Here is a 25,057-nt window from a genome sequence, read left to right as displayed (position 1 = left end):
GTCTCCCCCCTTCAGGCGTCCGCCTCTTCGGCGAAATGCTGTCCGTTGATGATGCGCGAGCAGCCGCGGAACTCGGCGATGGTCGCGCCGTCCGAATCGGTCACGGTTACGTCGTAGATACCGCTGCGCCCCCGCAGGCTGATCTCGCGCGCGGTGGCGGTCAGCCTGTCGCCAAGCTGCCCCGGCGCGATGAAGGTGATCGTGTTGTGCTGGGCGACGGCATGCTTGTTGTAGCTGTTGCAGGCAAAGGCAAAGGCGCTGTCGGCCAGGCTGAAGATCACGCCGCCGTGGCATATGTCATGGCCGTTGGTGTGGTGCTTCTCGACGGTCATGGTCAGCACGGCACGGCCCGGCCCGACCTCGGCGATTTCCATGCCGAGCCACTTGGACGCGTCGTCATTGGCCCACATCGCCTCCGTGCTGCGGCGGGCGCGGTCCTGGGCGGAAACGGTCATGCCTGTCCCCCGGTGAATTTCGCGGGCCGCTTTTCCAGGAAGGCCGACACGCCCTCGGCATAATCCGGTGTCGCGCCGCAGGTCTTCTGGTAGTCGGCTTCGAGGTCGAGTTGTGCGTCGAGCGTGTTGGTCGCCGCGGCATGGATCGCCTTCTTCGTGTGGGCGAGCCCGACCGTCGGCCCGGCGGCCAGCGTCGCGGCGAGCGTGCGGGCCTCGTCCATCAGCGCCGTGTCGGCCACCGCCTTCCAGATCAGGCCCCACTCCGCGGCCCTCGCCGCGGGCAGCGGCTCGGCCGTCAGCGCCAGCGCCTTGGCGCGCGCCTCGCCCAGCAGCCGGGTCAGGGACCACGTGCCGCCGCCATCGGGAACCAACCCGACCTTGGCGAAGGACTGGATGAACTTGGCGCTCTCGGCGGCCAGGACGATGTCGCAGGCCAGCGCCACGTTGGCCCCTGCCCCCGCGGCCACGCCGTTCACGGCGCAGACCACCGGGCAGTCGAGCGACCGGATCAGCCGCACCAGCGGGTTGTAGAACTCGGTCAGGGTGCGGCTCAGGTCCGGCGCGCCCTCCATCTCGGACGGGTCCCGGTCGCCAAGGTCCTGGCCGGCGCAGAAGCCCCGCCCGGCACCGGTCAGCAGAACGGCACGCGCGCCGCCATCCCGCGCCGATTCGAGTGCGGCGCGCAACGCGAGATGCATCTCGTCGTTGAAAGAGTTCAGCCGATCCGGGCGGTTGAGGGTAATCTCCACCCAATCACCGTGATCCTGCGAAAGAATCGTATCGCTCATGCCCTGTCCCGTTTCCGGTTGTTTCGACAAAACATTTGCATAAACCGAACGGTTGGTCAATAATGTTGGTCAATCACCCGCCGCGCTGATTCCGGCGGCGGCCAGACGAGACATTCGGGGGGAGCATGACGGAACGGGAGCCGGTGACGGTGCGGATAGAGGGCGACCTGGCCTGGGTCAGGATCGACAATCCGCCGGTCAACGCGACATCGGCCGCCGTGCGCGCCGGGCTCGAGCGCGCCGTCGACGCGGTCGCCGCCGCCGGCGCACGCGCCGCGATTCTCTCCTGTGCCGGCAAGACCTTCGTGGCGGGCGGCGACATCTCGGAATTCGGCAAGCCGCCGGTCCTGCCGCACCTGCCCGACGTCGTCACGAAGATCGAACAGAGCGACGTGCCGTTCATCGCGGCGATGCATGGCAACGTGCTTGGCGGTGGCTTCGAGATCGCCATGGCCTGCGCGTGGCGAATCGCGCGGGCGGGCACGAGGTTCGGCCTGCCGGAGGTGAATATCGGGCTCGTGCCCGGCGCGGGCGGCAGCCAGCGTCTGCCGCGCCTGATCGGCGTCGAAGCCAGCGTCGAGGTTGCCTGCCAGGCCAAGATGCTCGACGCGCAGACCCTCCATGACCTGGGCGGCCTCGACATGGTAACGGATGGCGATCCCGAACTGGCCGCGGCCGAATTCGCCAAGACCCTCCCCGAACGGCCCGCGCCGGTCAGCGCGCGTCCCGTGGCCCCGGTGGCCAGCGACTTCTTCGACACGACCCGCGCGGCGCTGCGGAAGAAGTCCAAGGGCCAGCAATCGCCCCTGCACAATCTCGACGCCATCGCATGGGCGACGCAGATGCCCTTCGACGCGGGGCAGCCGAAGGAACGCGCGCTGCACCTGGCGTTGCGCGACGGGGCCGAATCGCGGGCCCTGCGCCACGTGTTCTTCGCCGAGCGGACCGTCGCCCGGCCCGGCGCCATCGACGGCGTCGCACCCCGCGACGTCGCGCGGATCGCCGTCGTCGGCGGCGGGCTGATGGGGGCGGGTATCGCGATGGCGGCGCTTTCGGGTGGCCTGTCGGTCACCCTGGTCGAGCGTGACGCCGACGCGGCCGCAGCCGCGCATGATCGCGTGGCGGGGCTCCTCGAGGGCGCCGTCAGCCGCGGCAAGATGCGTGCCGACGACCACGCCGCCGCGCTGGCCCGGTTCACCGCCACCGCGGATTACGCCGACGCCGCCGGCGTCGATCTCGCCGTGGAAGCGGTGTTCGAGGATCTCGCCGTCAAGCAGGAAGTCTTCCGGCAGCTTGCCGCCGTTGTGGACGGCACGGCGATCCTGGCGACCAACACCTCCTATCTCGATCCACGCGAGATCTTCGCCGGCATCGCCAATCCCGGCCGCTGCCTCGGGCTGCATTTCTTCTCGCCCGCGCATGTGATGAAGCTGCTGGAAATCGTGAAGACCCCCGACACCGAGGCCGCGGTGCTCGCCACCGCCTTCGCGCTCGCCAAGCGGCTCCGCAAGGTGGCCGTGCTGTCGGGCATATGCGACGGCTTCATCGGCAACCGGATGCTCTCGGCCTATCGTCGCGAGGCCGATTACCTGCTGGCCGACGGCGCCTTGCCCCACGAGGTCGACGCGGCGATGCGCGCCTTCGGCATGCCGATGGGCCCCTACGAGTTGCAGGACCTGACGGGGCTGCAGATCGCCTGGGCCAACCGCAAGCGCCAGGCCGCGACCCGCGACCCGGCCGAGCGCTACGTCACCATCGCCGACCAGCTGTGCGAGATGGACCGGCTCGGCCAGCGCAGCGGGCGCGGCTGGTACCGCTACGAGGCGGGCGACCGGACGCCAAGGCACGATGCGGAGGTCGACACGCTCATCGAACGGTATTCGGCGGACAACAGAATCTCGCGCCATGCCTTCACCGCCGAGGAGATTGCCGACCGGCTGATCGCCGTTCTCGTCAACGAGGGCGCGCGCATCGTCGAGGAAGGCATCGCCGAACGCCACGCCGACGTCGACATGGTCCAGATCCACGGCTACGGTTTCCCGCGCTGGAGGGGGGGACCGATGCATTACGCGACCGAGACCGGCACCGACCGGGTCGCCCGCACGATGCGCGACGTCGCCGAGCGGAGCCCCGGCTCCTGGACAATTTCCGATTTGCTACTCGGGGCCTGAACAGGCCCTGTCCGACTGGTCAGAAAGGGAGGAAACCATGACCAAACTCAACACGCTCTCGACGCTGCTTGCCGGCGCCGCCCTTGCGGTCACCGGCACCGTCGCGTCGGCGCAGGACTACACGCTGACGATCTCGAGCTGGGCACCGCCCACGCACAACATCAACGCGAAGATGTGGCCGAAATTCATCGAGATGGTCGAAGAGGCCACCGACGGACGCGTCACCGCCGAGCTGAAGCTGGGCCTCGCCCCCCCGCCGGCGCAAATGGACATGATCATGGACGGCGCCGCCGATGCCTCGATCATCTTCCACGGCTACCAGGCCGGCCGCTTCGTCACCACGAAGATGATCGAGCTGCCCGGCTATGAAGGCTCCGCCGAGGCCGCGTCCGTCGCCTATTGGCGCGCCTATGAAAAGTACCTCTCCGAGGCCGACGAGCATCGCGGCGTCAAGGTCATCGCCATGCACACCCACGGCCCGGCCCAGGTGCACGTGGCCGAGAAGATCGAGAGCCTCGACGAGATCGCCGGCCTGAAACTCCGCGTGCCGGGCGGCGTCGGCAGCGCCGTGGGCGACGCGCTCGGCGCGACCGGGATCCAGGTGCCCGCGCCCAAGGTCTACGAGACGCTGGCCTCCAACGCCGCCGACGGCGTGGTGATGCCGGTCGACTCGCGCAAGGGCTTCAACCTGATCGAGGTGGCACCGCATCTCTACGAGATGCCGGGCGGCTTCTACCGCGGCTCCTTCGCCTTCATCATGAACGAAGACACCTTCGCCAGCCTGCCGGAGGACATCCAGCAGGTCCTGGACGAAGAGGTCTTCGGCGAACCGCTGTCGCGCGAGATCGGCAAGATCTGGGACGGCGGCGATATCGAGAGCCTCGAGGCGACGGAAGCCGCCGCGGACAACACGATCACCGAGGCCTCGGAAGCCGACCAGGCGAAGTTCAAGGAAATCGCCTCGGGCGTCATCGACGCGGTGATCGAGGAAGTCTCCGCCACCGGCGTCGACGCCGGTGCCGCGCATGAGATGATCATGAACGAGATGGCGAACTACTGAGCCACAGGGCCCGGCGGCGCGTCGTCGCCGCCGGGCCGCATTTCCCGGAGGCATCCCCCATGCAATCCCTCATCCGCCTGATCCGACGTGCAGAGGTCCTGCCGGTTCTGCTGGCGTCGGTCGCGCTGTTCGTGCTGATGGTGATGACCTTCGCCGACGTCGTTCTGCGCTCGGCCTTCAACGCCCCGATCGAGGCCGCGACCGAGCTGACGCGCATCCTGATGGCGATCATCGTCTTCTCGGTCCTGCCCATCGTGTCGGCCCGCAACGATCACATCGCCGTCGACCTGACCGACCCGGTGTTCCGCCGCCTCGGCATCGCCCGGCTGCGGGACGGGCTGGTGCAGATCGTCTGCGGCGGCCTGCTCTACTGGCCGGTGGAACGGGTGCTGGTCCTGGCCGGGCGCTGGCGCGACTACGGCGACGTGACCGAGTATCTCGCCATCCCCGAATTCTACGTGGGCTATTTCATCGCCGCCCTGGCCGGCCTCTCGGGGCTGCTGATGGTGATTTCCGGCCTGCTCACCCTGTTTGCCCCGCGTGTTCTGAAGGAAGCGAAATGACCGAAGCTCTGATCGGGTTCGCCCTCGTTCTTGTCCTTGTCCTTGCCCGCATGCCCATCGTCTTCGCGATGGGGATCGTCGGCACCTTCGGCTATGTCTGGGTGCGGGGCGACGGCGGCCTGTTCGACGAGCGGGGCATGACCGCCGCCATGTCGATGGTCGGCCGGCAGATCACCGACACGGCCCAGAGCTACGGCCTGTCGGTCGTGCCGCTCTTCATCCTCATGGGGCTGTTCGTCAACAAGGGCGGGCTGAGCCGCGAGCTATACGCCGTGTCCAACGCCTTCCTCGGGCATCTGCGCGGCGGGCTGGCCATGGCCACGGTCATGGCATGCTCGGGCTTTGCCGCGATCTCGGGCTCGTCTCTGGCGACGGCCGCGACCATGTCCAAGGTCGCGATGCCCGAGATGCGCCGCTACAAGTATTCCGACGAGCTGTCGACCGCCTCGATCGCGGCCGGCGGCACGCTCGGGATCCTGATCCCGCCCTCTGTGATCCTGGTGATCTACGGCCTGCTGACCGAGACCTCCATCGGCAAGCTGTTCATCGCCGGGATCCTTCCGGGTCTGCTGGGCGTGGTGTTCTATCTTCTGGCGGTGCGCTGGACCGTCTGGCGCAAGCCCGAAGCCGGCCCGGCGGGCGAGCGCCACGCCTGGCCCGAACGGCTGCGCGCGCTGCGGTCGGTCTGGGCGGTTCTGCTGCTGTTCTTCCTCGTGATCGGCGGGCTTTACGGCGCGCTCGATATCTGGCCGCTCAACCTGACCTTCTCGCCCACCGAGGCCGCCGGCATGGGGGCGATGGGCGCCTTCCTGATCGCGCTTTTCCGTGGCAATCTCGGCATCCGCGACATGCTCGAAGCCCTCAAGGAGACGGCCATCACCTCGGCGGCCCTCTTCGCGGTGCTGATCGGTGCGCAGGTCTTCTCGAACTTCGTGAACCTCGCGGGTCTGCCCACCGAACTGATCACGCTGGTGACCGAGAACGCGGTCTCGCCGATGGCGGTGATGGCGCTGATCCTGCTGATCTACATCGTGCTCGGCATGGTTTTCGAAAGCCTCTCGATGCTGCTGCTGACGGTGCCGATCTTCTTCCCGCTGGTGACCGAGCTTGGCTTCGACCCGGTCTGGTTCGGCATCGTGGTCGTGGTGGTCACCGAGATCAGCCTGATCACCCCGCCGGTGGGACTCAACGTCTTCATCCTGCGCGGCGTCGTGGGCGACGTGACGACGGGCACGATCTTCCGGGGCGTCACGCCGTTCTGGATCGCCGACATCCTGCGCCTTGCCCTGATCGTGCTGATCCCGGCGCTGGTCCTGTTCCTGCCGAACCAGATGGGCTGAGCCGCGCACGACCCGACCCGATTGCCGCCGCGCCGGGCGCGGCGGCCGCCCACCGCCCCGGCGGACGGGCGGAGCCTTTCCTGACCTAACCCAGACAGGGGACGACACCATGACGATCATGCAGATCAGCAGCTTTGCCGCAGGCGAATGGATCGCGCCGGGCGCCGGCGCCCGCCCGATCGCCAGCGCCATCACCGGAGACACCATCGCCGAGGCCGGCAACCGCGGGCTCGACGTGCAATCGATGCTCGACCATGCCCGCGAGGTTGGCGGGCCGGCCCTGCGCAGGATGACCTTTCACGACCGGGCGCGCATGCTGAAGGCGCTCGCCGCCTATCTCTCGGACCGCAAGCAGCCGCTATATGATCTGTCCTTCGACACCGGCGCCACGCAGAAGGACCACCTGATCGACATCGACGGCGGCATCGGCACCATGTTCGTCTTCGCTTCCAAGGGCCGGCGCGAGATGCCGGACGCCCATGTCTATCTCGACGGGGGCGTCGAACAGCTCTCGCGTTCGGGCAGTTTCCTCGGCCAGCATATCTGCACGCCGCTGCAGGGCGTGGCGGTGCATATCAACGCCTTCAACTTCCCGGTCTGGGGCATGCTGGAAAAACTGGCGCCGACCCTGCTGGCGGGGGTCCCGGCGATCGTGAAGCCGGCCACGGCGACCAGCTACGTCACCGAGGCCGCGGTGCGCATGATGCTCGACTCGGGTCTTCTGCCCGAGGGGGCGCTGCAGTTCATCGCCGGCGGCACGGGCGACCTGCTCGACCGGCTCGGCTGCCAGGACGTGGTCAGCTTCACGGGCTCGGCGTCGACGGCGCTCAGCCTGCGATCGACCCCGAACATCCTGCGGAACTCGGTGCGCTTCGTGGCCGAACAGGACAGTCTCAACGCCTCGATCCTCGGTCCCGACGCGGTGCCGGAGACGCCGGAATTCGATCTCTTCGTGAAAGAGGTCGTGCGCGAGATGACCGCCAAGGCGGGGCAGAAATGCACCGCGATCCGGCGCATCATCGTGCCCGAGGGGCAGGTCGACGCCGTGAACGCGGGGATCTCGGCCAAGCTGGCCCGGACCACCATCGGCGATCCCCGCGACGCGGACACCCGCATGGGGGCACTGGTCTCGGCCGACCAGCGCGCGGACGTGCTGGAAAAGGCCGCGATCATCGGCACCGAGGCCGAGCGCGTCTTCGGTGACCCGGAGAACTTCGAGGTCCATGGCGCCGACCGCGACAAGGGCGCTTTCCTGCCGCCGATGCTGTTCTGCTGCCGAGATCCCGACGCGGCCGAGAAGGTCCACGACACCGAGGCCTTCGGCCCCGTCTCGACCGTCATGGGCTACCGCGACATCGGCCACGCGATCGAGATCGCCAATCGCGGACAGGGCAGCCTCGTGGCCTCGGTCATCACCCATGACCGCGATGTCGCGCGCGAGATCGCCATGGGCGCGGGCGCGTATCACGGCCGGATCTACTTCAACAACCGCGACTCGATGAAGGACTCCACCGGCCATGGCTCGCCCCTGCCGCACATGGTCCATGGCGGCCCCGGCCGCGCCGGCGGCGGCGAGGAAATGGGCGGCGTGCGCGGCGTGATGCACTACATGCAGCGCACCGCGATCCAGGGCAGCCCCGACATCCTGTCGGCCGTGGGCGAGACCTGGATGCCCGGCGCGCGCGAGATCGAGGGCCCGGCGCATCCCTTCACCCGGCGCTTCGGGGATCTGCAGGTGGGCGAGACGCTCTATACCGAACCACGCGAGATCACGCTGGAGGATATCGAGCATTTCGCCGCGTTCACCGGCGACACCTTCTACGCCCACATGGACGAGGAGGCCGCCGCCGCGAACCCGTTCTTCCCGGGACGCGTCGCGCATGGCTACCTGCTGCTGTCCTTCGCGGCCGGGCTCTTCGTGGAACCGGCGCCGGGGCCGGTGCTGGCCAATACCGGCCTGGACGGCCTGCGCTTCGAGAAACCGGTCAGTCCCGGTGACAGCATCAAGGTGCGGCTCACGGTCAAGCGCAAGACCAAGCGCACCGACGACTACGGCGAGGTCCGCTGGCACGTGACCGTCACCAACCAGGACGACGAGACCGTGGCGGAATACGAGCTGCTGACGATGAACGCCTTCTGAGGCGTCAGTCCTCGAGATACATGAAGGTGGCGGTGGCAAGGGCCGCCGCCTTCTCCGCGCCCTCGGCGCGCAGGCTCACCCGCGCCACCGCCATCTTGCGGCCGTTGCTCTCGATATCGACCGTTACCTCGGCCGGTCCGGATAGCGGACGGATGAAACTGACCGACAGGTCCACCGTGGTGCAGACGCGGAAACGTCCATTGGCCCCGGAAAGCGCCAGCACCACCGCCGTATCCGCCACCGCCGCGACCGCCTGGCCGCAGAGCACCCCCTGCCCCGGCCCGCCGCGCAGGGCAAGCCGCGGGTTTTCCGGCAACCGAAAGCGCGCCTGACGATCCGAAAAGACAAGCGGTTCCAACCCGATCTCCGCCACCCAGGGTGCAAAGACCTCCTGCAGCAGCCGCTTGGCGTCTTCCGGGCCGAATGCGTCTTGCGTCATGCCGTTTCCTCCCGCTGATGTGAGCCTGCCTCGCGCCGGGGCGTGTGGCGCTCGGCGCGTTCCCGGTCTATAGCTTCGCCATGAGCCAGGAAACCCGTTCCGACGCAGACCGCATGATCGCGCGCCTTGCCGCGCTTGGCGATCTGCGGGTCTGGTCGGTGATCATCACCATCTTCGGCGACGCGGTCCTGCCACGCGGGGGCACCGTCGCGGCGACGACGCTGGCACGCATCGTCGAGCGGATGGACATCAAGCCCGAAGCACTGCGCGTGGCCCTCTTCCGCCTCGCGCGGGACGGGTGGCTCACCCGCACGAAACAGGGCCGGAACAGCTTCTACCGGCTCTCCGAAAGCGGCATCGCCAACTTCCAGCCGGCGACCAAACGGATCTACGCCGCCGCGCCGGCGCTGCAGGGGCCGTGGTACCTGGCCGTCGCGGACCCGGGCGGCCCGGACCTGTCGGACGCGATGACCGCGGCGGGATTCCTGCCGGCTCATGGCGGCGTCTTCATCGGCCCGGCGGGGGCCGGCCCGGCGCCGGAGGGGGTGCTGGTCGCCGAAGGCGAGCTGCCCCGCCTGCCGGACTGGCTGCGCGCCGCCTTCGGCCCGCCGGACCTCGCGGCCGATTACGCGCGGCTTTCCGACGGTCTCGCCGCGCTCCGGGCCGATCTGGAAAAAGGCCCGCCGCCCGACCCCCTCGACGCGGTGGCGCTGCGAACCCTGGTGGTGCACCAGTGGCGCCGGCTCCTGCTGCGCCATCCCGACTTGCCGGAGAGATTCTTTCCCCGCGACTGGCCGGGCGAGACCTGCCGGGCGCGGGTGCTGGCGCTCCACGCGGCGCTGACGCCGTTGGCCCGTCCCTGGCTCGACGCCGAGATCGGCGCCTCAGAACCGGCACGCGGCCGGTGACCGCATCGCCGCGCGCCCATCCCCACCCTAGAGTGTCACGCGGAGCCTGACCGGAACCCCGAGATGATGCAGACGCCCCTTCCCCTGACCCGTGACATCGTCCTGATCGGCGGCGGCCACGCCCATGCGCTGGTGCTGCTCAAATGGGCGATGGCGCCCTTGCCGGGGGCGCGGCTGACGCTGATCAACCCCGCGCCGACAGCCCCCTATACCGGGATGCTGCCGGGGCACGTGGCCGGCCACTACCCGCGCGAGGCGCTGGAAATCGACCTCGTCCGGCTCGCCCGGCACGCCGGGGCGCGCCTTGTCCTGGGGCGCGCGAGCGGCATCGACCGGCAGGCCCGGCGGGTGCAGCTGCCCGGACGCGCCGATATCGCCTACGACATCGCGTCGCTCGACATCGGCATCACCTCCGACATGCCCGGCTTGCCGGGCTTTGCCGAACACGGGCACGCCGCCAAGCCGCTCGGGCCATTCGCCGACGCATGGGCACGATTCGTGGACGCGGCCGCTGCCGGCGCGGTGCCGGCCCGCGCGGTCATGATCGGCGGCGGGGTCGGCGGGGTCGAGCTGGCCATGGCGATGGCCTGGCGGCTGCGCCGGGCCGGCTGCCGAGACGCCGAGGTGACGGTGGTCGAAACGGCGGGCGAGGTGCTGCGCGACCTGCACCCGGGCGCACGGGCCGCACTGCGCCACCGGATGCAGCGGCTGGGCCTTCATCTGCGGACCCGCGCCCAGGTGACCGCGCTGCGCGACGACCGCGTCGTGCTGGCGGGCGGCGAAAGCCTGCCCTCGGCCTTCACGGCGGGGGCGGCCGGGGCGCGCCCGCAGGACTGGCTCGGCGGCACGGGGCTGCACCTGACCGACGGTTTCGTGACCGTCGACCGGCAGTTGCGCTCGGTGACCGACCCGGCGATCTTCGCCGTGGGCGATTGCGCGCATCTCTCCCACGCGCCGCGCCCGAAGGCCGGCGTCTACGCCGTGCGCGCCGCGCCGGTGCTCTATCGCAACCTGCGCGCCGCCGCGTCGGGGCGGCGCCTGCGCAGCTTCCGGCCGCAGGCGGACTACCTGAAACTCATCTCCGCCGGGGACCGCGACGCGGTGGCCGACAAGTTCGGCCTGCGCGCCGGCGGGCGCCTGCTCTGGCGGCTCAAGGACCGCATCGACCGCCGCTTCATGGCCCGCTTCCAGGAGCTGCCCGAGATGACGCCGCCACCACTCCCGCGGGAAACCGCCGAGGGCGTGCGCAGCGCGCTGGCCGGCGGCAAGCCGCTTTGCGGTGGCTGCGGCGCGAAGGTCGGCAAGGAAGACCTCGCCGCGGCGCTCGCGGCCCTGCCGGCGCCCCGGCGCGGCGACGTGCTGTCGGGGCCGGGCGACGACGCCGCGATCCTCGCCCATGGCGACGACGCGCAGGTCTTCACCACCGATCACCTGCGCGCCTTCGTGGACGATCCCTGGCTGCTGGCGCAGATCACCGCCGTCCACGCCATGGGCGACATCTGGGCCATGGGCGGCAACCCGCAGGCGGCGCTGACCCAGGTGATCCTCCCGCGCATGTCGGACCGGCTGCAGGCCGAGACCCTGCGCGAGATCCTCGCCGCCGCGGCCGAAACCTTCGGCGCGGCCGGTGCCGACGTCGTGGGCGGGCACAGCTCGATCGGGGCGGAACTCACGATCGGCTACAGCGTGACCGGGCTCGTGGCCGGCCGTCCCATCGGGCAGGACGGTGCCCGCCCCGGCGACGCGCTCATCCTGACGAAGCCGATCGGCAGCGGCACGATCCTGGCCGCCGAGATGGCGAGGGCGGCCCGTGGCGACTGGGTCGCGGCCGCCTATGACGTGATGGCCCGCCCGCAGGACCGGGCCGCCCGGATCCTCGCGGGCGCCCATGCCATGACCGACGTCACCGGCTTCGGCCTGGCCGGTCACCTGATGGGGATTTGCGCCGCCTCCGGCGTGGCGGCGCGGCTCGAACTGGACCGGATCCCGCTGCTCGCCGGGGCGGAAACGCTTGCGGCCGCGGGCACGCGCTCGACGCTCTGGGAGTCGAATGCCGGCCAGTCGGGCCGCGTATCGCGCCCCGACGGGCCGCACGGCGATCTGCTCTTCGATCCGCAGACGGCGGGCGGGTTGCTGGCCGCCCTGCCGCAGGCTGCCGCCCGGTCAACGCTCACCCGCCTCCATGACGCCGGCGAGACCGCCGCCATCATCGGCGAGATCACCGACGGCGCGCCCTGGATCGAGGCGCGCTGAGCCGCTGCGCGGCGATTCCATGCCTCCGGCGGGGATATTTTTCCACTTGGAGGGACACGCCTGGCTTCCAAGTGGTCCAAGTATCCTCGCGCCGGAGGCGCGAAACCCCGGCTCAGCGGCCGGCCACGAGCGCGGCGATGCGGGGCAGGAGCCGCTCGGCCGCGCGCGCGATCCCGGTCTCCGACAGGTCGTCCAGCGTGACCCGCGTCTCGCGGGGCGACGCCATCCGGCGGCGGTGCTTGGCATAGCGCGGGTCGTAGTGCTCGGCCATCAGGTCGCGTGCCAGGGTCTCGAACGCGCCGGAGCCGGCAAGGCCGCGCCAATGCGCGATCGTGGCCGCGGCATGCATCGGGCGCATCCGCTCGATCGTCTCCGCCAGCGCCGCCGGGTCCCCCGCCAGATCGGCATAGGCGCGCGCGAGGTAGCGCGCCCGCTCGTCGAGGCAGGCGGACAGCGTGATCCGCGGGGCCGCCTTCATCGCCTTCCAGAGCGCTGGCGGCAGGATACGGTCACCGACCCTGCTCGACTCGGCCTCCACGATCACCGGGCGCGCCGGATCGAGCGCCGCGATATCCATCGCCAGGCTGCTTTCGAAGGCCTTCTGTCCCGGCTGTCCGCCGGTCCGCGCGCCGAACAGCGATCCGCGGTGATTGGCACGCCCTTCGAGGTCGAGCACCTGCACGTCGCGTGCGGCCAGCGCATGCAGGATGTCCGTCTTGGCCGTGCCGGTATTGCCGTCGAGCAGCACGACGGGGGCGGGGAAATCCTGCGCGTACAGGGCTTCGGACACCAGCCGGCGATAGCTGCGATAGCCACCGTCCAAAAGCTCGACCCGCCAGCCGATCTGCGCCAGGATCGACGCGAAGCCCCCCGAGCGCTGCCCGCCCCGCCAGCAATAGACCAGCGGCCGGTAGCCGCCATGCTTCCCCGCCAGCGCCGTTTCGAGATGGTGCGCGGCGTTGCGCGCCACCAGCGCGGCGCCGATCTTTCGAGCCTTGAAGGGATCCTCCTGCACGTAGATCGTGCCGACCCGCGCACGCTCCGCGTCGCTGAGCACGGGCAGGTTGACGGCGCCGGGCAGGTGATCCTCGGCATATTCCGAGGGACTGCGGACGTCGATGATCTCGTCGAAGGGCAGCGCCGCCAGGTCGGCGAGCGCGGTGAGTCTGAGGGCCATGTCGCTGACATAGCGCCGCGCCCGGGCACATGGAAGCCCGCGCGGAACCGCCCCCGGGGCGCGCTGCGTTTCCATTCCACGCGGTCGTCGGGCTATGATGCGGGCGGCCGCCCCAGGAAAGGATGCCCGCGATGCCGGAAAGCGCATACCAGAAAAAGCGTGACTTCTCGCGGACCCCGGAACCCGACAGGGACACGCCACCCGGCGGGGACGGTCCGCTCTTCGTGATCCAGAAACATGACGCCTCGACGCTTCATTACGACTTCAGGCTCGAGGTGGACGGAACCCTCAAGTCCTGGGCGATCCCGAAAGGTCCCTCGACCGATCCCCGCGAGAAGCGGCTCGCCGTGATGACCGAGGATCACCCGCGCGCCTATGCCGATTTCGAAGGCGTGATCCCCGAGGGCGAATACGGCGCCGGGACGGTGCTGATCTGGGACCGCGGCCGCTACGAGAACATCACCCGGAAAGAGGATGGCCTGCGCGCGGTCGGCGACGCGCTGAAGGACGGTCATCTGCTGGTGCGGCTGCACGGCGAAAAGCTCAGCGGCGGCTACGCGCTCCAGCGCATGGAAGGCGACGACTGGCTGCTGATCAAGATGGACGACGACGCGGCCGATGCCCGGCGCAACCCGGTCTCGACCGAACCCGACTCCGTGGCGAGCGGGCACAGCCTCGAGGAGATCGCGGCGGAGGCCGGGGCATGAGCGCGCTCGACCGGCTCTCGCCGGAGGTGCGCGCCGCGCTGCCGGAGGCCGCGGCGCCGGGCTGGACCGCGCCCATGCTGGCGGTGCTGACCGACAGCCCCTTTTCCGACGCCGGCTGGGTCTATGAACGCAAGCTGGACGGGGAACGCGCGCTCGTTTTCATCGCGGACGGGCGTGCGCGGCTCATGACCCGCAACCGGAAATGCCTGAACGATACCTATCCCGAGCTTGTCGACGCGCTCGAGGCGGCCGCCCCGCGCGACGCCATCCTCGACGGCGAGATTGTCGCCTTCGATGGGCGAGTGAGCAGTTTCGCGCGGCTGCAGAAACGGATGCAGATCAAGGATCCGGCGGCGGCCCGGCGAAGCCCGGTACGCGTCTGGCTCTATCTCTTCGACATCCTGCACCTCGACCGGCGCAAGCTGGACGGCCTGCCGCTCAGGGATCGGAAAAAGCTGTTGCGGGCGGCGGTCGACTGGGACGACCCGCTACGTTTCACCCCGCACCGGAACGAAACCGGGCTGGACTATTACAGGGAGGCCTGCGCCAGGGGGTGGGAGGGCGTGATCGCCAAGCGGGCCGACGCGCCCTATGCCCATCGCCGGTCGCGCGACTGGCTCAAGTTCAAATGCAGCCAGGGCCAGGAGCTGGTGATCGGCGGCTTCACCGCGCCCCAGGGGGCGCGGACCGGCTTCGGCGCGCTGCTGGTGGGCTATTACGAGGATGGAGACCTGCGCTACGCGGGCAAGGTCGGCACCGGCTACGACGATGAGACGCTGGCGCGGCTCCATGAGCGCATGTGCGAGATCACCCGCGCGAACAGCCCCTTTGCCGATCCGGTGGATGACGGCGACGTGACGTGGATCGATCCGGAACTCGTCGGGGCGTTCGGATTCACCGAGTGGACGGAGGCAGGCAAGCTGCGCCATCCGCGGTTCCTGGGCCTGCGCCGGGACAAGCCGGCGGGCGAGGTGGTGCGGGAGCGTCCGGCATGACCGACACGATGGAGGTTCTTGGCAAGCAGATCGAGATCAGCCACCCGGACAAGCCGTATTTTCCGGATGACGGGATCACAAAGCGCGATCTCGTGGCCTATTACGCCCGCATCGCCGAGACCGCGGCACCGCTCTGGCAGGGCCGCGCGGTGACGATGCAGCGCTTTCCCGACGGCATCGGGGCGGAGGGGTTTTTCCACAAGAACGCGCCGGATCATTTCCCCGGATGGGTTCGGCGCGCCGAGCTTCCGAAAGAGGGCGGAAGCGTCAGCTACGCGGTCGCCGACCACCCGGCAACGCTTGCCTTTCTCGCCACGCAGGGCACGATCACGCCGCATCTTTCGCTCGCGCGGGTGGACCGTCCGGATCATCCGGACCGGATGATCTTCGATCTCGATCCGTCGGACCGGGATTTCGGCAAGGTGCGCCGTGCCGCACGGCACCTGAAAGACCTGTTCGAGGCTCTCGACCTGACCGCCTATGTCCAGACCACCGGGTCGCGCGGATTCCACGTCATCCTGCCGCTGGATCGCAGCGCCGGATTCGACCGGGTGCGGGCGCTGGCGCGACGGATCGCGGACCGCCTGGCAGCGGCCGAGCCGGACAGCTTTACCACCGAGCAGCGCAAGGCCGGGCGCGGCGACCGGGTGTTCCTGGACACGCTGCGCAATGCCTATGGCCAGACCGGCGTGGCGCCCTACGGCGTCCGCGCGAAACCGCGCGCGCCCATTGCGACGCCGCTCGACTGGGACGAGGCACTGGGCCGGACCGGCCCGCAGGATTACCACATGGGCAACATCTTCCGCCGGCTGGCGCAAAAGGAGGATCCGTGGCGCGGGATCGCGCAGGCCGGCGTCGCCGCCGAAACGGTAGAAGCGCGGCTCGATGCCCTTGGCACCGAGGGTCGAGATGTGGTGGGGTAGATGACCTAGGGGCCGGGCGCGTTGAGATGAGGACGTAGCGCCCGGCCGCCCAGGGTTGCACGCCGCCTCAGGCGGCGTGCAATTCCGCGGTCTTGCCGGCGGTCTCCGCCGGTTCGACCAGTTCCTTGTGAAGCTGGCGGATGGTGTCCGCCATCTTGTCCTTGGGCACGACGAACTGCACGTCCACGTCACGCGTGGTCTGCTGCACGGCGATCGGCTCGATGCCTGCCGCATCCAGCGCCGAGAGACCGCGCAGCATCACCTTCAGCCCCGAGAGATCGCCGCCGATGGCGGCCACGATGGCCAGGTTCCGCGCCGACAGCTCGGCAGACGGGTAGAGCTTGCGCAGGTCCTGCTCCACGCGGCGCACCGATTTGAGCGGCGCGTCGACATAGTGCGTGATCGTGTTGGCGTTCGACGATTTCGCCACGATGCGCACCTTGTGGCGCGTCAGCACGTCCAGCACCGTCGTGTCGTAGCCCTTCACGCCAACCATGTCCTGCTCGAAGAGTTCCAGCGCGTAGACGCCGAGACCCGTCACCATTTCGACGCGCGGTTCGCCGGCGGCCTCCTCGTCGATCAGCGTGCCGGGATCTTCCGGCTCGAAGGCGTTGGCCACGCGCAGCGGAATGCCGGCACGGCGCAGCGTCTTGGCCGCGCGCGGATGGATCGCTTCCATCCCCATGTTCGAGAGCTGGTCGGCCACGTCGTAATTGGTCCGGCCGATCTTCTGGACGGCCTCCACGCCGACCAGTTTCGGGTCCGCGCTCGACAGGTGGAATTCCTTGTGGATCACCGCCTCGCGCGCGCCCGTCAGCGCGGCGATCTGGCTGAAGGTGACCTCGGAATAGCCGCGGTCGAATTCACGCATCAGCCCGCCCTTGCACTGGGCATACCCGGTGACGACAGGCAGCTCGGTGGCGAAATCGACGTCCTCGAAGGCGCGGGTGATGCGCTCTTCCAGCGTCACGACCTCGTCGTCGCGCCAGCCGGTCAGGTCGACGGCCCGCGCGTTGACGCCCTCGCGGTTCAGCAGCAGCGAGGTGACGAAAGCCGAATGGGCCTCGCCCAGCCCCGAGAGCAGTTCCCGGATGGTCAGCATGTGCTCGTTAAGCCGGAAATGGCCATAGGAACACAACCGCTGCAGGTCGATCAGGCAGCTGCGCGCGCCCTCGATCCGTTCGCGGACGAAGTCGTCGGCCATGCGCTGGTCGCCCGGCTCGCTCAGGATCTCGCCATGGGTGTCGCACATGGCCTCCGCGACCTTGTTCAGCGCGTCGGACCAGGCGTGATCGTTGTCGGCATTCGCGAACAGCCCGTAGACCCCGGGCGTGCCGGATTTCTTGTGTTCCAGCAGCAGGTCGGTGATGCCGCCGAAGGCCGACACGACGAAGACGCGGTTATAGGGCGTCCCGTCAGGGCCCTCGCGCTTGTAGAGGCTGTCGATCAGCTCGCGCGAACGGCTCATTGTCGTGCCGCCGATCTTCTCGACGGTGTGGCCCGTATGGGCTTGCTTGTCAGTCACTGTGAACCTTCCTGGTTTTCCTTGGCAGGCGCGGCCCCGAACCGGGGCCGCCGCCGCGTTCCTGCGAAACGTCTCGCGCTTCAGGCGTCGGCCGGGGCCGGCGCGTAGGATCCGTCGGCCTGGTGCACCTCGGTCCCGGTCACGGGCGGGTTGAAGCAGCAGGCCATCACCAGATCCTCTTCGGACCGCACGGTGTGCTTGTCGTGCTGGTCCAGCGCGTACATCACGCCGGGGCGGATCTCGTGGGTCTCGCCGGTGGCGAGATCCGTGATCGAACCCTTGCCCGAGATGCAGTAGACGCTCTCGAAGTGGTGCTTGTAGTGGAACGTGTGTTCCGACCCGGCCTTCAGCGTCGTGATATGGAAGCTGAAGCCCATCCCGTCGCCGGCCAGGAGCATCCGGACGGATGTCCATTCCGCGTCAGAGACGGCCTTGTCGGTGTTCTTCAGCTCGTGAAAATCGCGTACGATCATGGGTGGTGTTACTCCGCTGCGATGGATTTGCTTCCGGCGACGCCGCGCACGGCTGCCTCGAGGATGTCGAGGCCCTCGGCCATCACCTCGTCGGGCGTGGTCAGCGGCGCCAGCACCTTGACCACCTCGTCATGGGCGCCGGAGGTCTCGATCACCAGCCCGTTGTCGAAGCAGGTGGCGCAGATTTCCTCGGCCATTTCGCCCGAGCCCACGTCGATGCCCTGCATCATGCCGCGGCCCTTGAGGTGCGCCCCGGGGATGTAGGCGGCGATCTCGGACAGGCGCTTGTTCAGCACCTCGCCCTTGCGCTTCACCTCGGTGGCGAACTTGTCGTCGCGCCAAAACTTCTCGAGCGCGATGCGCCCGGTGACGAAGGCATGCGTGTTGCCGCGGAAGGTGCCGTTATGCTCGGCCGGCTTCCAGATGTCGTGCTCCGGCTTCAGCAGCAGCAGCGCGAAAGGCAGGCCGAAGCCCGACAGCGACTTCGCCAGCGGGATCAGGTCGGGCGAGATGCCCATCCCGTCGAAGGAGAAGAACTCACCCGTGCGGCCGATGCCGGCCTGGATATCGTCGACGATGAAGAACGCCCCGTGCTTGCGGGCGAGCTTCTCCACGCCTTGCAGCCATTCCTTGGAGGCGGCGTTCAGCCCGCCCTCGCCCTGGACGGTTTCCAGGATGAAAGCCGCCGGCGCGTCGATGCCGCTCGAGGGGTTGCTCAGCATGGCGTCGGCCAGTTCCAGCGTGTCGACGTCCGGACCCATGGCCCCTTCGAAGGGCAGGTGCGTCACGTCGCCCAGCGCCACGCCGCCCGCGCCGCCGCGCTTGCCGGAATTGCCGGTCAGTGCCAGCGACCCCAGCGTCATGCCGTGGAAGCCGTTGGTGAAGGAGACGACGTTCTTGCGGCCGGTCACCTTGCGCGCCAGCTTCAGCGCGGCCTCGACGGCGTTGGTGCCGGTCGGGCCGGTCATCATCACCTTGTGATCCATGCCGCGCGGCTTGAGGATCAGCTCCTCGAAACTCTCGAGGAAGGCGGCCTTGCTGTCGGTGTACATGTCGAGCCCGTGCGCGATGCCGTCGCCGGCGATATGCTCGACCAGCGCGGCCTTCATCTCGGGATCGTTGTGGCCGTAGTTCAGCGACGAGCAGCCAGCCAGGAAGTCGATGAATACCTCGTCGTTCTCGTTGATCAGGTGGCTGCCCTGCGCGGTGGAAAACACCGTGTCGAAGCTGCGGCTGTAGCTGCGCACCTCGGATTCACGGCGCGCAAAGATCGATTTATCCGCTGTCTTGGCGGTGGTCATGACTATCCTCGTCATCTGGGGAAAGGGGGTGGGCGCGGCAGCGACTCCGCCGCGCCGGCCGGGTGAAGGGGCCGGTCAGGCCGCTTTCTTCAGATCCTCGGCCGCAAGGTCGATGGTGACCAGGTGTTCGGTCGCCGCCGTCCCGTCGAAGTGTTCGTCGCGGGTGAAGTGCGGCTCGTGATCCATGTCGCCGTCCATCCGGTCGCAGAAGCGCGAGAAGAGCGCCCAGCTGGCCGCGTTGGAGCGGGTGATGGTCGTCTGCAGCGTGGTCACGTCACGGCACGCGTCGCGGTCGAGAAGCGCCGTCAGCATCCGGCTGCCGACGCCCATGCCGCGGGCGGTTTCGGACACGGCCACCTGCCAGACGAAGACCGTCTCGGGTTCGCTCGGCTTGATATAGGCCGAGATCCAGCCGACGATTTCGCCGTCCAGCTCTGCCACCACGCAGGTATCCGCGAAGTCCGTGCACTGGATCAGGTTGCAGTACATGGAATTCTCGTCGAGAGGCTTGCTCTCGCGGATCAGGTTCCAGATCGCGGCGCCGTCGGTGTCCGTGGGTGTGCGGAACACCACGTCCCGCGATCGGCTAGGATCGTTGTCTTTCGAAGGCATGTTTTCCGTCCTCAACTCATCTGGACGTATAGATAGCCAATGAAGCTGAATATTTCAACAGCCTAAGCAACATTTCCTCAGAGCCCTATTTTTTAAGGCTATATGCGCAAATTTTACATTCGATAGCCGTTACATTCCCCGAATCCCTCGACGCGCAGGGGCATTTTCATTTAGCCAGCCAAACAATTAGCTATTGCGAAACACCGGTTTCGGTGGAAAATCGGCGCGTCCGATGTTGTCCCGCGAGCGGAGGGTCCATGAAACGGTCCGATATTGCCCTGATCGCGCTCCGCCGCATCTTGCGCGCCACCGAGATGCACAGCCGGAATCTGGCCAAGGCCTCGGGCCTGACCACGGCGCAGATGCTGACCTTGCAGGCGGTCGGCGAGACCGGACGCTCGACGCCCAAGGAAATGGCCGCGACCCTCGGCGTCTCCCAGGCCACGATGACGGCTTTGCTGGACCGGCTCTCCGAAAAGGGCATGATCCGGCGCCAGCGCTCCGAGACCGACAGGCGCCAGACCAACATCCTGCTCACCGACCAGGGCCGCGAGGTGCTCGACCGTGCGCCCGATCCGCTGCAAGACCAGTTCACCGCCCAGTTCGACGGGCTGGAGGACTGGGAACAGGCGATGATCGTGGCCGCGCTGGAACGTGTCGCGCTCCTGCTGAACGCCAAGGGACTCGATGCCTCGCCGGTGCTCGACCTGGGCGACATCCGCCGGAGTCCCGCCGGGCACTGAGGCGGATTTGCGAATTGTTTCGTTTCTGGTCTATAAACGAAACCTGTTCGCCCTGTCCAAGCGGCCCCACCCATGCTCTCGCCTCGCCAGACCGCCATCATGAGCCAGATCCGCCAGGAAGGCCGGGTCCTCGTCGAAGAGCTGGCACAGGTTTTCGGCACCACGCCCCAGACGATCCGCAAGGACCTGCGCGCGCTTGAGGCCGCGCACCTTGTGAACCGCTTTCACGGCGGCGCGACCCTGCTGGCGGGGGTCGAGTACACCAGCTTCGAGGTGCGCCGCGACATCGCCGCCCCGCAGAAAGAGGCCATAGGCGCCGCCGTGGCCGAACGCCTCCCCAACAACGTGGCGCTGCTGATCAACGCCGGGACGACGACCGCGGCGGTGGCTCGGGCGCTCGGGCGGCATGTCGGGCTCAAGGTGATCTCGGACAATGTCGGGATCGCCAACGAGCTCAGGAAATTCCCGGGTGTCGACGTGATGGTGCCGGGCGGCACCGTCCGCCACTCCGATGGCTCGATCGTCGGGGCCGGCGCGGTGGAGTTCATCCGCCAGTTCCGCGCCGATTTCGCGGTGATCGGGGCGGCCGCCGTGGCCGAGGACGGCGCGCTTCTGGATTTCGACCTGCGCGAAGCCCATGTCGCGCGCGCCATCATCGAGAACGCCCGGCACGTGATCCTGGCCGTGGACAGCGGCAAGTTCGGCCGCTCGGCGCCGGTCCGGATCGGGCATGTGCGGCAGATCCACAGCCTCGTCACCGATCGCTGCGATTCCCCCGCGCTGCGGCGGCTCTGCCGGACCCACGACGTCGATCTCGTCGAGGCCGCCCCGCACCGCACCGAACCGCAGCCCGCCTTGACCGGTCAGGGTTGACTCAGGGTTTCGTTTCGGAAAGCATTCGAAAGCAACGCGGCAACAAACGAACCGCGCGTGAATCTGACCGACCGGGGAGGAGCCTGCCATTCGGGGGATTCTGCTAATCCTGCGGGCGCATTGCGCGGTCAACACGGCCGTTCTGCGCGTCGGTCGCCACATCGCCTGGATGGCGATGTTCCTGATGGTGCTCGTCATCCTGGTCCAGGTCGTCGCGCGCTACGTCTTCAACAGCGCCCTGCCCTGGCCGGACGAGGCCGCCCGCTTCCTGATGTTGTGGATGACGGGGGTGGTCGCGCCCTCGGCCTATCGCTGGGGCGGCTTCGTTTCGATCGACATGTTCGCCCGCCTCCTGCCCAGGGTGCCCGGGCTGATCTTCGGCATCCTGCTCTTCGCGCTGTCGCTCGTCGTTCTGGTGGTGGGCCTGCAGCTTGGCCTCAAGCATGTGAACAGCGGCTGGCTTTTCGCCTCGTCGACGCTGAAGCTGCCGCTCGATCTCTTCGGGCTGAAGGCGGTGCCGATCAAGCTGGCGTGGATGTACATGTCGCTGCCGGTCGGGCTGGTGCTGCTGATCTCGGTCAATGTCGAGCTGATGCTGAAATGCCTGGTCCGCATCTTCGACCCGGAGGTCGAACTGCCCTCCGATGACCACGCCCTCGTCGTGGGGGCCGAGTGATGCTGGTCTGGTTCCTGCCGGTCTTCCTGCTGTTCCTGATGGTCGGGCTGCCGGTCTTCTTCGGGCTCCTGGCCGCGCCGGGCCTGCTGCTCTGGCTGAACGGGCAGGAGCGCGACATCGCGCTGCTCTACCGCAACGTCTACAACGGGATGGACAGCTTCCCGCTGATGGCGATCCCCTTTTTCATGCTCGCGGGCGAGCTGATGAACCGTGGCGGCATCACCATGCGGCTGGTGGAATTCAGCCAGGCGATGATGGGGCACCTGCGCGGCGGGCTGGCGCATGTGAACGTGCTCTCCTCGATCCTCTTCGCCGGGCTCTCGGGATCCGCGGTGGCGGACACCTCGGCGCTCGGCTCGATGCTAATCCCGGCGATGGAAAAGCAGGGCTACACCCGCCGTTTCGCCGCGGCGATCACCGCGGCAAGCTCGGTGATCGGGCCGGTGATCCCGCCCTCGGGCATCATGATCATCTATGCCTATGTCATGGGCGAATCGGTCGCGGCGCTGTTCCTCGCCGGTATCGTCCCCGGGCTGATGGTCGGGATCGGCCTGATGATCATGGTCAAGCTGCAGGCCGACAAATACGGCTTCCCCGCCGCGACCGCCAAGGCGAGCTGGGGCGAGCGCGGCCAGGCGAGCCTCAAGGCGTTCTTTCCGCTGATGACGCCGGTCATCATCCTGGGCGGTATCCTCGGCGGCATCTTCACCCCGACGGAGGCCTCTGCCGTCGCCGCCGGCTACGCGCTGATCGTCGGGCTGTTCATCCTGCGCACCCTTGGGCCGTCCGACATTCCCGCGGTCTTCACGAAGGCGGCGCTGACCTCGTCGGTCGTTCTGCTGCTGGTCGGCGCCGCGATGGCGTTCAAGACCGTCGTCAGCCTCAGCCACACGCCGGAGATACTGGCCGAGTTCATCCTGGGCCTCAGCGAGAACCCGCTGATGCTGCTCTTCCTGATCAACCTGCTGCTCTTCGTGGTGGGCATGTTCCTCGATGCCGGCCCGGCGATCATCATCCTGGGCCCGATCCTCGCGCCGATCTTCACCGATCTTGGCGTGCATCCGGTGCATTTCGCGATCATCATGTCGGTCAACCTGACCGTCGGCCTGGCGACGCCACCCATGGGGCTGGTGCTTTTCGTGGCCTCCTCCGTGTCCAACGAGCGGGTGGAGACCATCGCCAAGGCCATCCTGCCGTTCCTCGCCATCGAAGTGCTGGTGATCTTCCTGATCACCTACGTGCCCGCGATCTCGATGTTCGTTCCGCGGATCACGGGCTTCGTGCAGTGAGGCAAATCCGAGACGCATGACCAGAAAAGGGAGGTACACCATGCTCAAGGGAACCATCGGGTCGCTGCTGATGGCGACGCTTCTCGCGGGGGCGCCGCTGGCGGCCACGGCGCAGGAGTACACCATCCGCGCGACCGCAAATTCCAACGAGAACGACGAGGACTACGACGGCCTCATCGTCTTCGAGAACTACGTCGAGAACGCCTCCAACGGCGCCATCGACGTGGAACTCTTCATCGGCACGCAGCTCTGCTCCAAGGGCGCGGAATGCCTGCAGGGCGTCTCCGACGGGTCGATCGACGTCTATATCTCCACCTCGGGCGGCGCGGCCGGCATCTTTCCCTATGTTCAGGTGCTCGACCTGCCCTACCTGATGGCCGATGACCGCATCGCCGAGAAGGTCCTGCGCAGCGATTTCGTCAACGAGATGCGCGACATGGCGCTGGAGGATTCGGGCGGCACGATCCGGCTGATGACCGTCGGCAACACCGGCGGCTGGCGCAACTTCGCCAACACCGAACGGCGCATCGCCGCGCCCGAGGACATGGAAGGCCTCAAGATCCGCACCGTCGTGGCCGACCTGCCGCAGGAACTCGTCAAGGCGATGGGCGCCAGCCCGACGCCGATTCCGTGGCCCGAGCTCTTCACCAGCTTCCAGACCGGCGTGGTCGAAGGCTCCAAGAACGGGATCACCGACATCATGGGCATGAAGTTCCCGGATGCCGGCCTGCAATACGTCACGCTGGACGGGCATGCCTACATGGGCGCGCTCTGGTGGATGAACAACGAGAAGTTCATGTCCATGCCCGACGAACTGAAACGCGTCGTGGTCGACGGCTTCTACCAGCTGCAGCAGGCGACCTTCGCATCGCCGAAGCGCAAGTCGATCCAGGCCTACACGGACTTTGTCGACGGCGGCGGCGATCTCTACGTTCCGACCCCGGAAGAGAAGGCCGCGTTCCGCGCGGCGGCGGCGCCGGTCTTTGACTGGTTCCAGGAGAACGTGAACCGCGGGCCGGAGATCTTCGCCGCCTTCACCGAAGCGGTCGAAGAAGCCGAGGCCGAGGTCAACGCGGCCCGCCAGGCCGACATGCAGTGACCCAGGGCGGCGCCCCGGTCCGCCGGGGCGCCCGATTTTCACCGCGCGGCCCGGTGCCGCGCTGCCGTTGCCGCTCAGCGGAACGGGTAAAGCCACACCCGGTAGTCGTCGATCAGCTCATGCGCCGCCTCGATCTGTTCCTCCGTCATTTTCTTGACCACCTCCTCCTGCGAGATGGCCGCGTCGGGATCGCCGCCGATGGCGGAGAGGACGTACCACATGTAGGCGCGCACGAGGTCGGGTTCGGGCATGCCGCGGCCGACCTCGTAGTACCAGCCGACACCGGATTGCGCCCCCGGATGCCCCTTCATCGCCGAGCGCAGGTACCATTCGAAGGCACGCCGGTCGTCGCGCTCGACGCCAAGGCCCAGCGCATACATGACGCCGATCAGTTCCTCGGCATCGGCATTTCCGGACCGGGCAGCGGGGCGCAGCTCCGCCATTGCCTCGGCAAAGCGCCCCGTTTCCATCAGGTCGCGGGCATGTTCGATCTCGGCCGCCGCCGGGGCGGCCAACAGCATCAGCGCAAGGGCAAGCGCGCGCATCT

General features: G+C 68.2%; 24 protein-coding genes. 15 read left to right on the top strand and 9 right to left on the bottom strand.

The window, feature by feature from the left end:
• Positions 1–11 precede the first annotated feature (11 nt).
• A complete protein-coding gene (paaI, locus tag ACQ5SP_RS08945; RefSeq protein WP_430938013.1) occupies positions 12–455 on the bottom strand; it encodes a hydroxyphenylacetyl-CoA thioesterase PaaI in 444 nt (147 codons plus the stop codon).
• A complete protein-coding gene (gene paaG, locus ACQ5SP_RS08940; protein WP_430938012.1) occupies positions 452–1,243 on the bottom strand; it encodes a 2-(1,2-epoxy-1,2-dihydrophenyl)acetyl-CoA isomerase PaaG in 792 nt (263 codons plus the stop codon). The genes paaI and paaG overlap by 4 nt, the downstream gene beginning before the upstream one ends.
• 125 nt (positions 1,244–1,368) lie before the next feature.
• Between paaG and ACQ5SP_RS08935 the strand changes: the two genes are divergently transcribed.
• The 5 genes from ACQ5SP_RS08935 to paaZ all read left to right on the top strand — a co-directional run bounded on the left by ACQ5SP_RS08935 (position 1,369) and on the right by paaZ (position 8,517).
• A complete protein-coding gene (locus ACQ5SP_RS08935) occupies positions 1,369–3,414 on the top strand; it encodes a 3-hydroxyacyl-CoA dehydrogenase NAD-binding domain-containing protein (RefSeq protein ID WP_430938011.1) in 2,046 nt (681 codons plus the stop codon).
• Between the two features lie 37 nt (positions 3,415–3,451).
• On the top strand, positions 3,452–4,474 hold the full coding sequence (locus ACQ5SP_RS08930) for a TRAP transporter substrate-binding protein (protein ID WP_430938010.1): 1,023 nt from the start codon (positions 3,452–3,454) through the stop codon (positions 4,472–4,474).
• Positions 4,475–4,533: 59 nt separating this feature from the next.
• The gene (locus ACQ5SP_RS08925) at positions 4,534–5,037 is read left to right on the top strand and encodes a TRAP transporter small permease (RefSeq protein WP_430938009.1); all 504 of its coding nucleotides are present in this window, start codon (positions 4,534–4,536) and stop codon (positions 5,035–5,037) included.
• The gene (locus ACQ5SP_RS08920; RefSeq protein WP_430938008.1) at positions 5,034–6,377 is read left to right on the top strand and encodes a TRAP transporter large permease; all 1,344 of its coding nucleotides are present in this window, start codon (positions 5,034–5,036) and stop codon (positions 6,375–6,377) included. Before ACQ5SP_RS08925 ends, ACQ5SP_RS08920 begins: the two co-directional genes overlap by 4 nt.
• A gap of 109 nt (positions 6,378–6,486) precedes the next feature.
• Positions 6,487–8,517: a phenylacetic acid degradation bifunctional protein PaaZ gene (gene paaZ / locus ACQ5SP_RS08915; RefSeq protein WP_430938007.1), complete on the top strand. Its 2,031-nt coding sequence runs from the start codon at positions 6,487–6,489 to the stop codon at positions 8,515–8,517.
• 4 nt (positions 8,518–8,521) lie between these two features.
• Here paaZ and ACQ5SP_RS08910 read toward each other — a convergent pair whose 3' ends face one another.
• Positions 8,522–8,956, bottom strand: coding sequence for an acyl-CoA thioesterase domain-containing protein (locus ACQ5SP_RS08910; protein WP_430938006.1), 435 nt, complete (start codon positions 8,954–8,956; stop codon positions 8,522–8,524).
• A gap of 80 nt (positions 8,957–9,036) precedes the next feature.
• Here ACQ5SP_RS08910 and ACQ5SP_RS08905 point away from each other — a divergent pair, with 80 nt between their 5' ends.
• A complete protein-coding gene (locus tag ACQ5SP_RS08905) occupies positions 9,037–9,864 on the top strand; it encodes a PaaX family transcriptional regulator (protein WP_430938005.1) in 828 nt (275 codons plus the stop codon).
• 63 nt (positions 9,865–9,927) lie between these two features.
• A complete protein-coding gene (gene selD, locus ACQ5SP_RS08900) occupies positions 9,928–12,117 on the top strand; it encodes a selenide, water dikinase SelD (protein WP_430938004.1) in 2,190 nt (729 codons plus the stop codon).
• 112 nt (positions 12,118–12,229) lie between these two features.
• Here the strand turns inward: selD and mnmH are convergent, their stop codons facing one another.
• Complete coding sequence (gene mnmH / locus ACQ5SP_RS08895) at positions 12,230–13,294, bottom strand: tRNA 2-selenouridine(34) synthase MnmH (RefSeq protein WP_430938003.1); 1,065 nt, start codon at positions 13,292–13,294, stop codon at positions 12,230–12,232.
• Between the two features lie 131 nt (positions 13,295–13,425).
• On the opposite strand from mnmH, the gene ACQ5SP_RS08890 reads away from it, so the two are divergent.
• The 3 genes from ACQ5SP_RS08890 to ligD (ACQ5SP_RS08880) are packed head-to-tail and all read left to right on the top strand — an operon-like array spanning position 13,426 to position 15,919.
• The gene (locus tag ACQ5SP_RS08890; RefSeq protein ID WP_430938002.1) at positions 13,426–14,001 is read left to right on the top strand and encodes a DNA polymerase ligase N-terminal domain-containing protein; all 576 of its coding nucleotides are present in this window, start codon (positions 13,426–13,428) and stop codon (positions 13,999–14,001) included.
• Positions 13,998–14,996, top strand: coding sequence for a non-homologous end-joining DNA ligase (gene ligD / locus ACQ5SP_RS08885; protein WP_430938001.1), 999 nt, complete (start codon positions 13,998–14,000; stop codon positions 14,994–14,996). The genes ACQ5SP_RS08890 and ligD (ACQ5SP_RS08885) overlap by 4 nt, the downstream gene beginning before the upstream one ends.
• Complete coding sequence (gene ligD, locus ACQ5SP_RS08880; RefSeq protein WP_430938000.1) at positions 14,993–15,919, top strand: non-homologous end-joining DNA ligase; 927 nt, start codon at positions 14,993–14,995, stop codon at positions 15,917–15,919. The genes ligD (ACQ5SP_RS08885) and ligD (ACQ5SP_RS08880) overlap by 4 nt, the downstream gene beginning before the upstream one ends.
• Positions 15,920–15,986: 67 nt before the next feature.
• On the opposite strand, the gene ACQ5SP_RS08875 is transcribed toward ligD (ACQ5SP_RS08880), so the two are convergent.
• The 4 genes from ACQ5SP_RS08875 to ectA form a co-directional block, all read right to left on the bottom strand.
• A complete protein-coding gene (locus ACQ5SP_RS08875) occupies positions 15,987–17,444 on the bottom strand; it encodes an aspartate kinase (protein WP_430937999.1) in 1,458 nt (485 codons plus the stop codon).
• 80 nt (positions 17,445–17,524) lie between these two features.
• Positions 17,525–17,917 carry an ectoine synthase gene (locus ACQ5SP_RS08870; RefSeq protein WP_430937998.1) on the bottom strand — a complete coding sequence of 131 codons (393 nt, stop codon included), beginning with the start codon at positions 17,915–17,917 and terminating at the stop codon, positions 17,525–17,527.
• 8 nt (positions 17,918–17,925) lie between these two features.
• Positions 17,926–19,218 carry a diaminobutyrate--2-oxoglutarate transaminase gene (gene ectB / locus ACQ5SP_RS08865; RefSeq protein WP_430937997.1) on the bottom strand — a complete coding sequence of 431 codons (1,293 nt, stop codon included), beginning with the start codon at positions 19,216–19,218 and terminating at the stop codon, positions 17,926–17,928.
• Positions 19,219–19,293: 75 nt separating this feature from the next.
• Positions 19,294–19,830 carry a diaminobutyrate acetyltransferase gene (gene ectA, locus ACQ5SP_RS08860; protein WP_430937996.1) on the bottom strand — a complete coding sequence of 179 codons (537 nt, stop codon included), beginning with the start codon at positions 19,828–19,830 and terminating at the stop codon, positions 19,294–19,296.
• 257 nt (positions 19,831–20,087) lie between these two features.
• On the opposite strand from ectA, the gene ACQ5SP_RS08855 reads away from it, so the two are divergent.
• The 5 genes from ACQ5SP_RS08855 (at position 20,088) to dctP (ending at position 24,510) form a co-directional block, all read left to right on the top strand.
• Entirely contained in the window at positions 20,088–20,573 is a 486-nt protein-coding gene (locus ACQ5SP_RS08855; protein ID WP_430937995.1) for a MarR family winged helix-turn-helix transcriptional regulator, read from the top strand.
• A 72-nt stretch (positions 20,574–20,645) separates the two neighbouring features.
• The gene (locus ACQ5SP_RS08850; protein ID WP_430937994.1) at positions 20,646–21,446 is read left to right on the top strand and encodes a DeoR/GlpR family DNA-binding transcription regulator; all 801 of its coding nucleotides are present in this window, start codon (positions 20,646–20,648) and stop codon (positions 21,444–21,446) included.
• Between the two features lie 169 nt (positions 21,447–21,615).
• Positions 21,616–22,122 carry a TRAP transporter small permease gene (locus ACQ5SP_RS08845; RefSeq protein WP_430937993.1) on the top strand — a complete coding sequence of 169 codons (507 nt, stop codon included), beginning with the start codon at positions 21,616–21,618 and terminating at the stop codon, positions 22,120–22,122.
• Positions 22,122–23,411: a TRAP transporter large permease gene (locus tag ACQ5SP_RS08840; protein ID WP_430937992.1), complete on the top strand. Its 1,290-nt coding sequence runs from the start codon at positions 22,122–22,124 to the stop codon at positions 23,409–23,411. Before ACQ5SP_RS08845 ends, ACQ5SP_RS08840 begins: the two co-directional genes overlap by 1 nt.
• 40 nt (positions 23,412–23,451) lie before the next feature.
• Complete coding sequence (gene dctP / locus ACQ5SP_RS08835) at positions 23,452–24,510, top strand: TRAP transporter substrate-binding protein DctP (protein ID WP_430937991.1); 1,059 nt, start codon at positions 23,452–23,454, stop codon at positions 24,508–24,510.
• A 74-nt stretch (positions 24,511–24,584) separates the two neighbouring features.
• On the opposite strand, the gene ACQ5SP_RS08830 is transcribed toward dctP, so the two are convergent.
• Positions 24,585–25,055: a tetratricopeptide repeat protein gene (locus tag ACQ5SP_RS08830; RefSeq protein ID WP_430937990.1), complete on the bottom strand. Its 471-nt coding sequence runs from the start codon at positions 25,053–25,055 to the stop codon at positions 24,585–24,587.
• Between the last annotated feature and the right edge of the window lie 2 nt (positions 25,056–25,057).

The organism is Rhodovulum sp. YNF3179 (genome assembly GCF_050586465.1).
Taxonomy (GTDB): domain Bacteria; phylum Pseudomonadota; class Alphaproteobacteria; order Rhodobacterales; family Rhodobacteraceae; genus CAJXYS01.
This window is presented reverse-complemented; position numbering and strand designations above follow the sequence as displayed.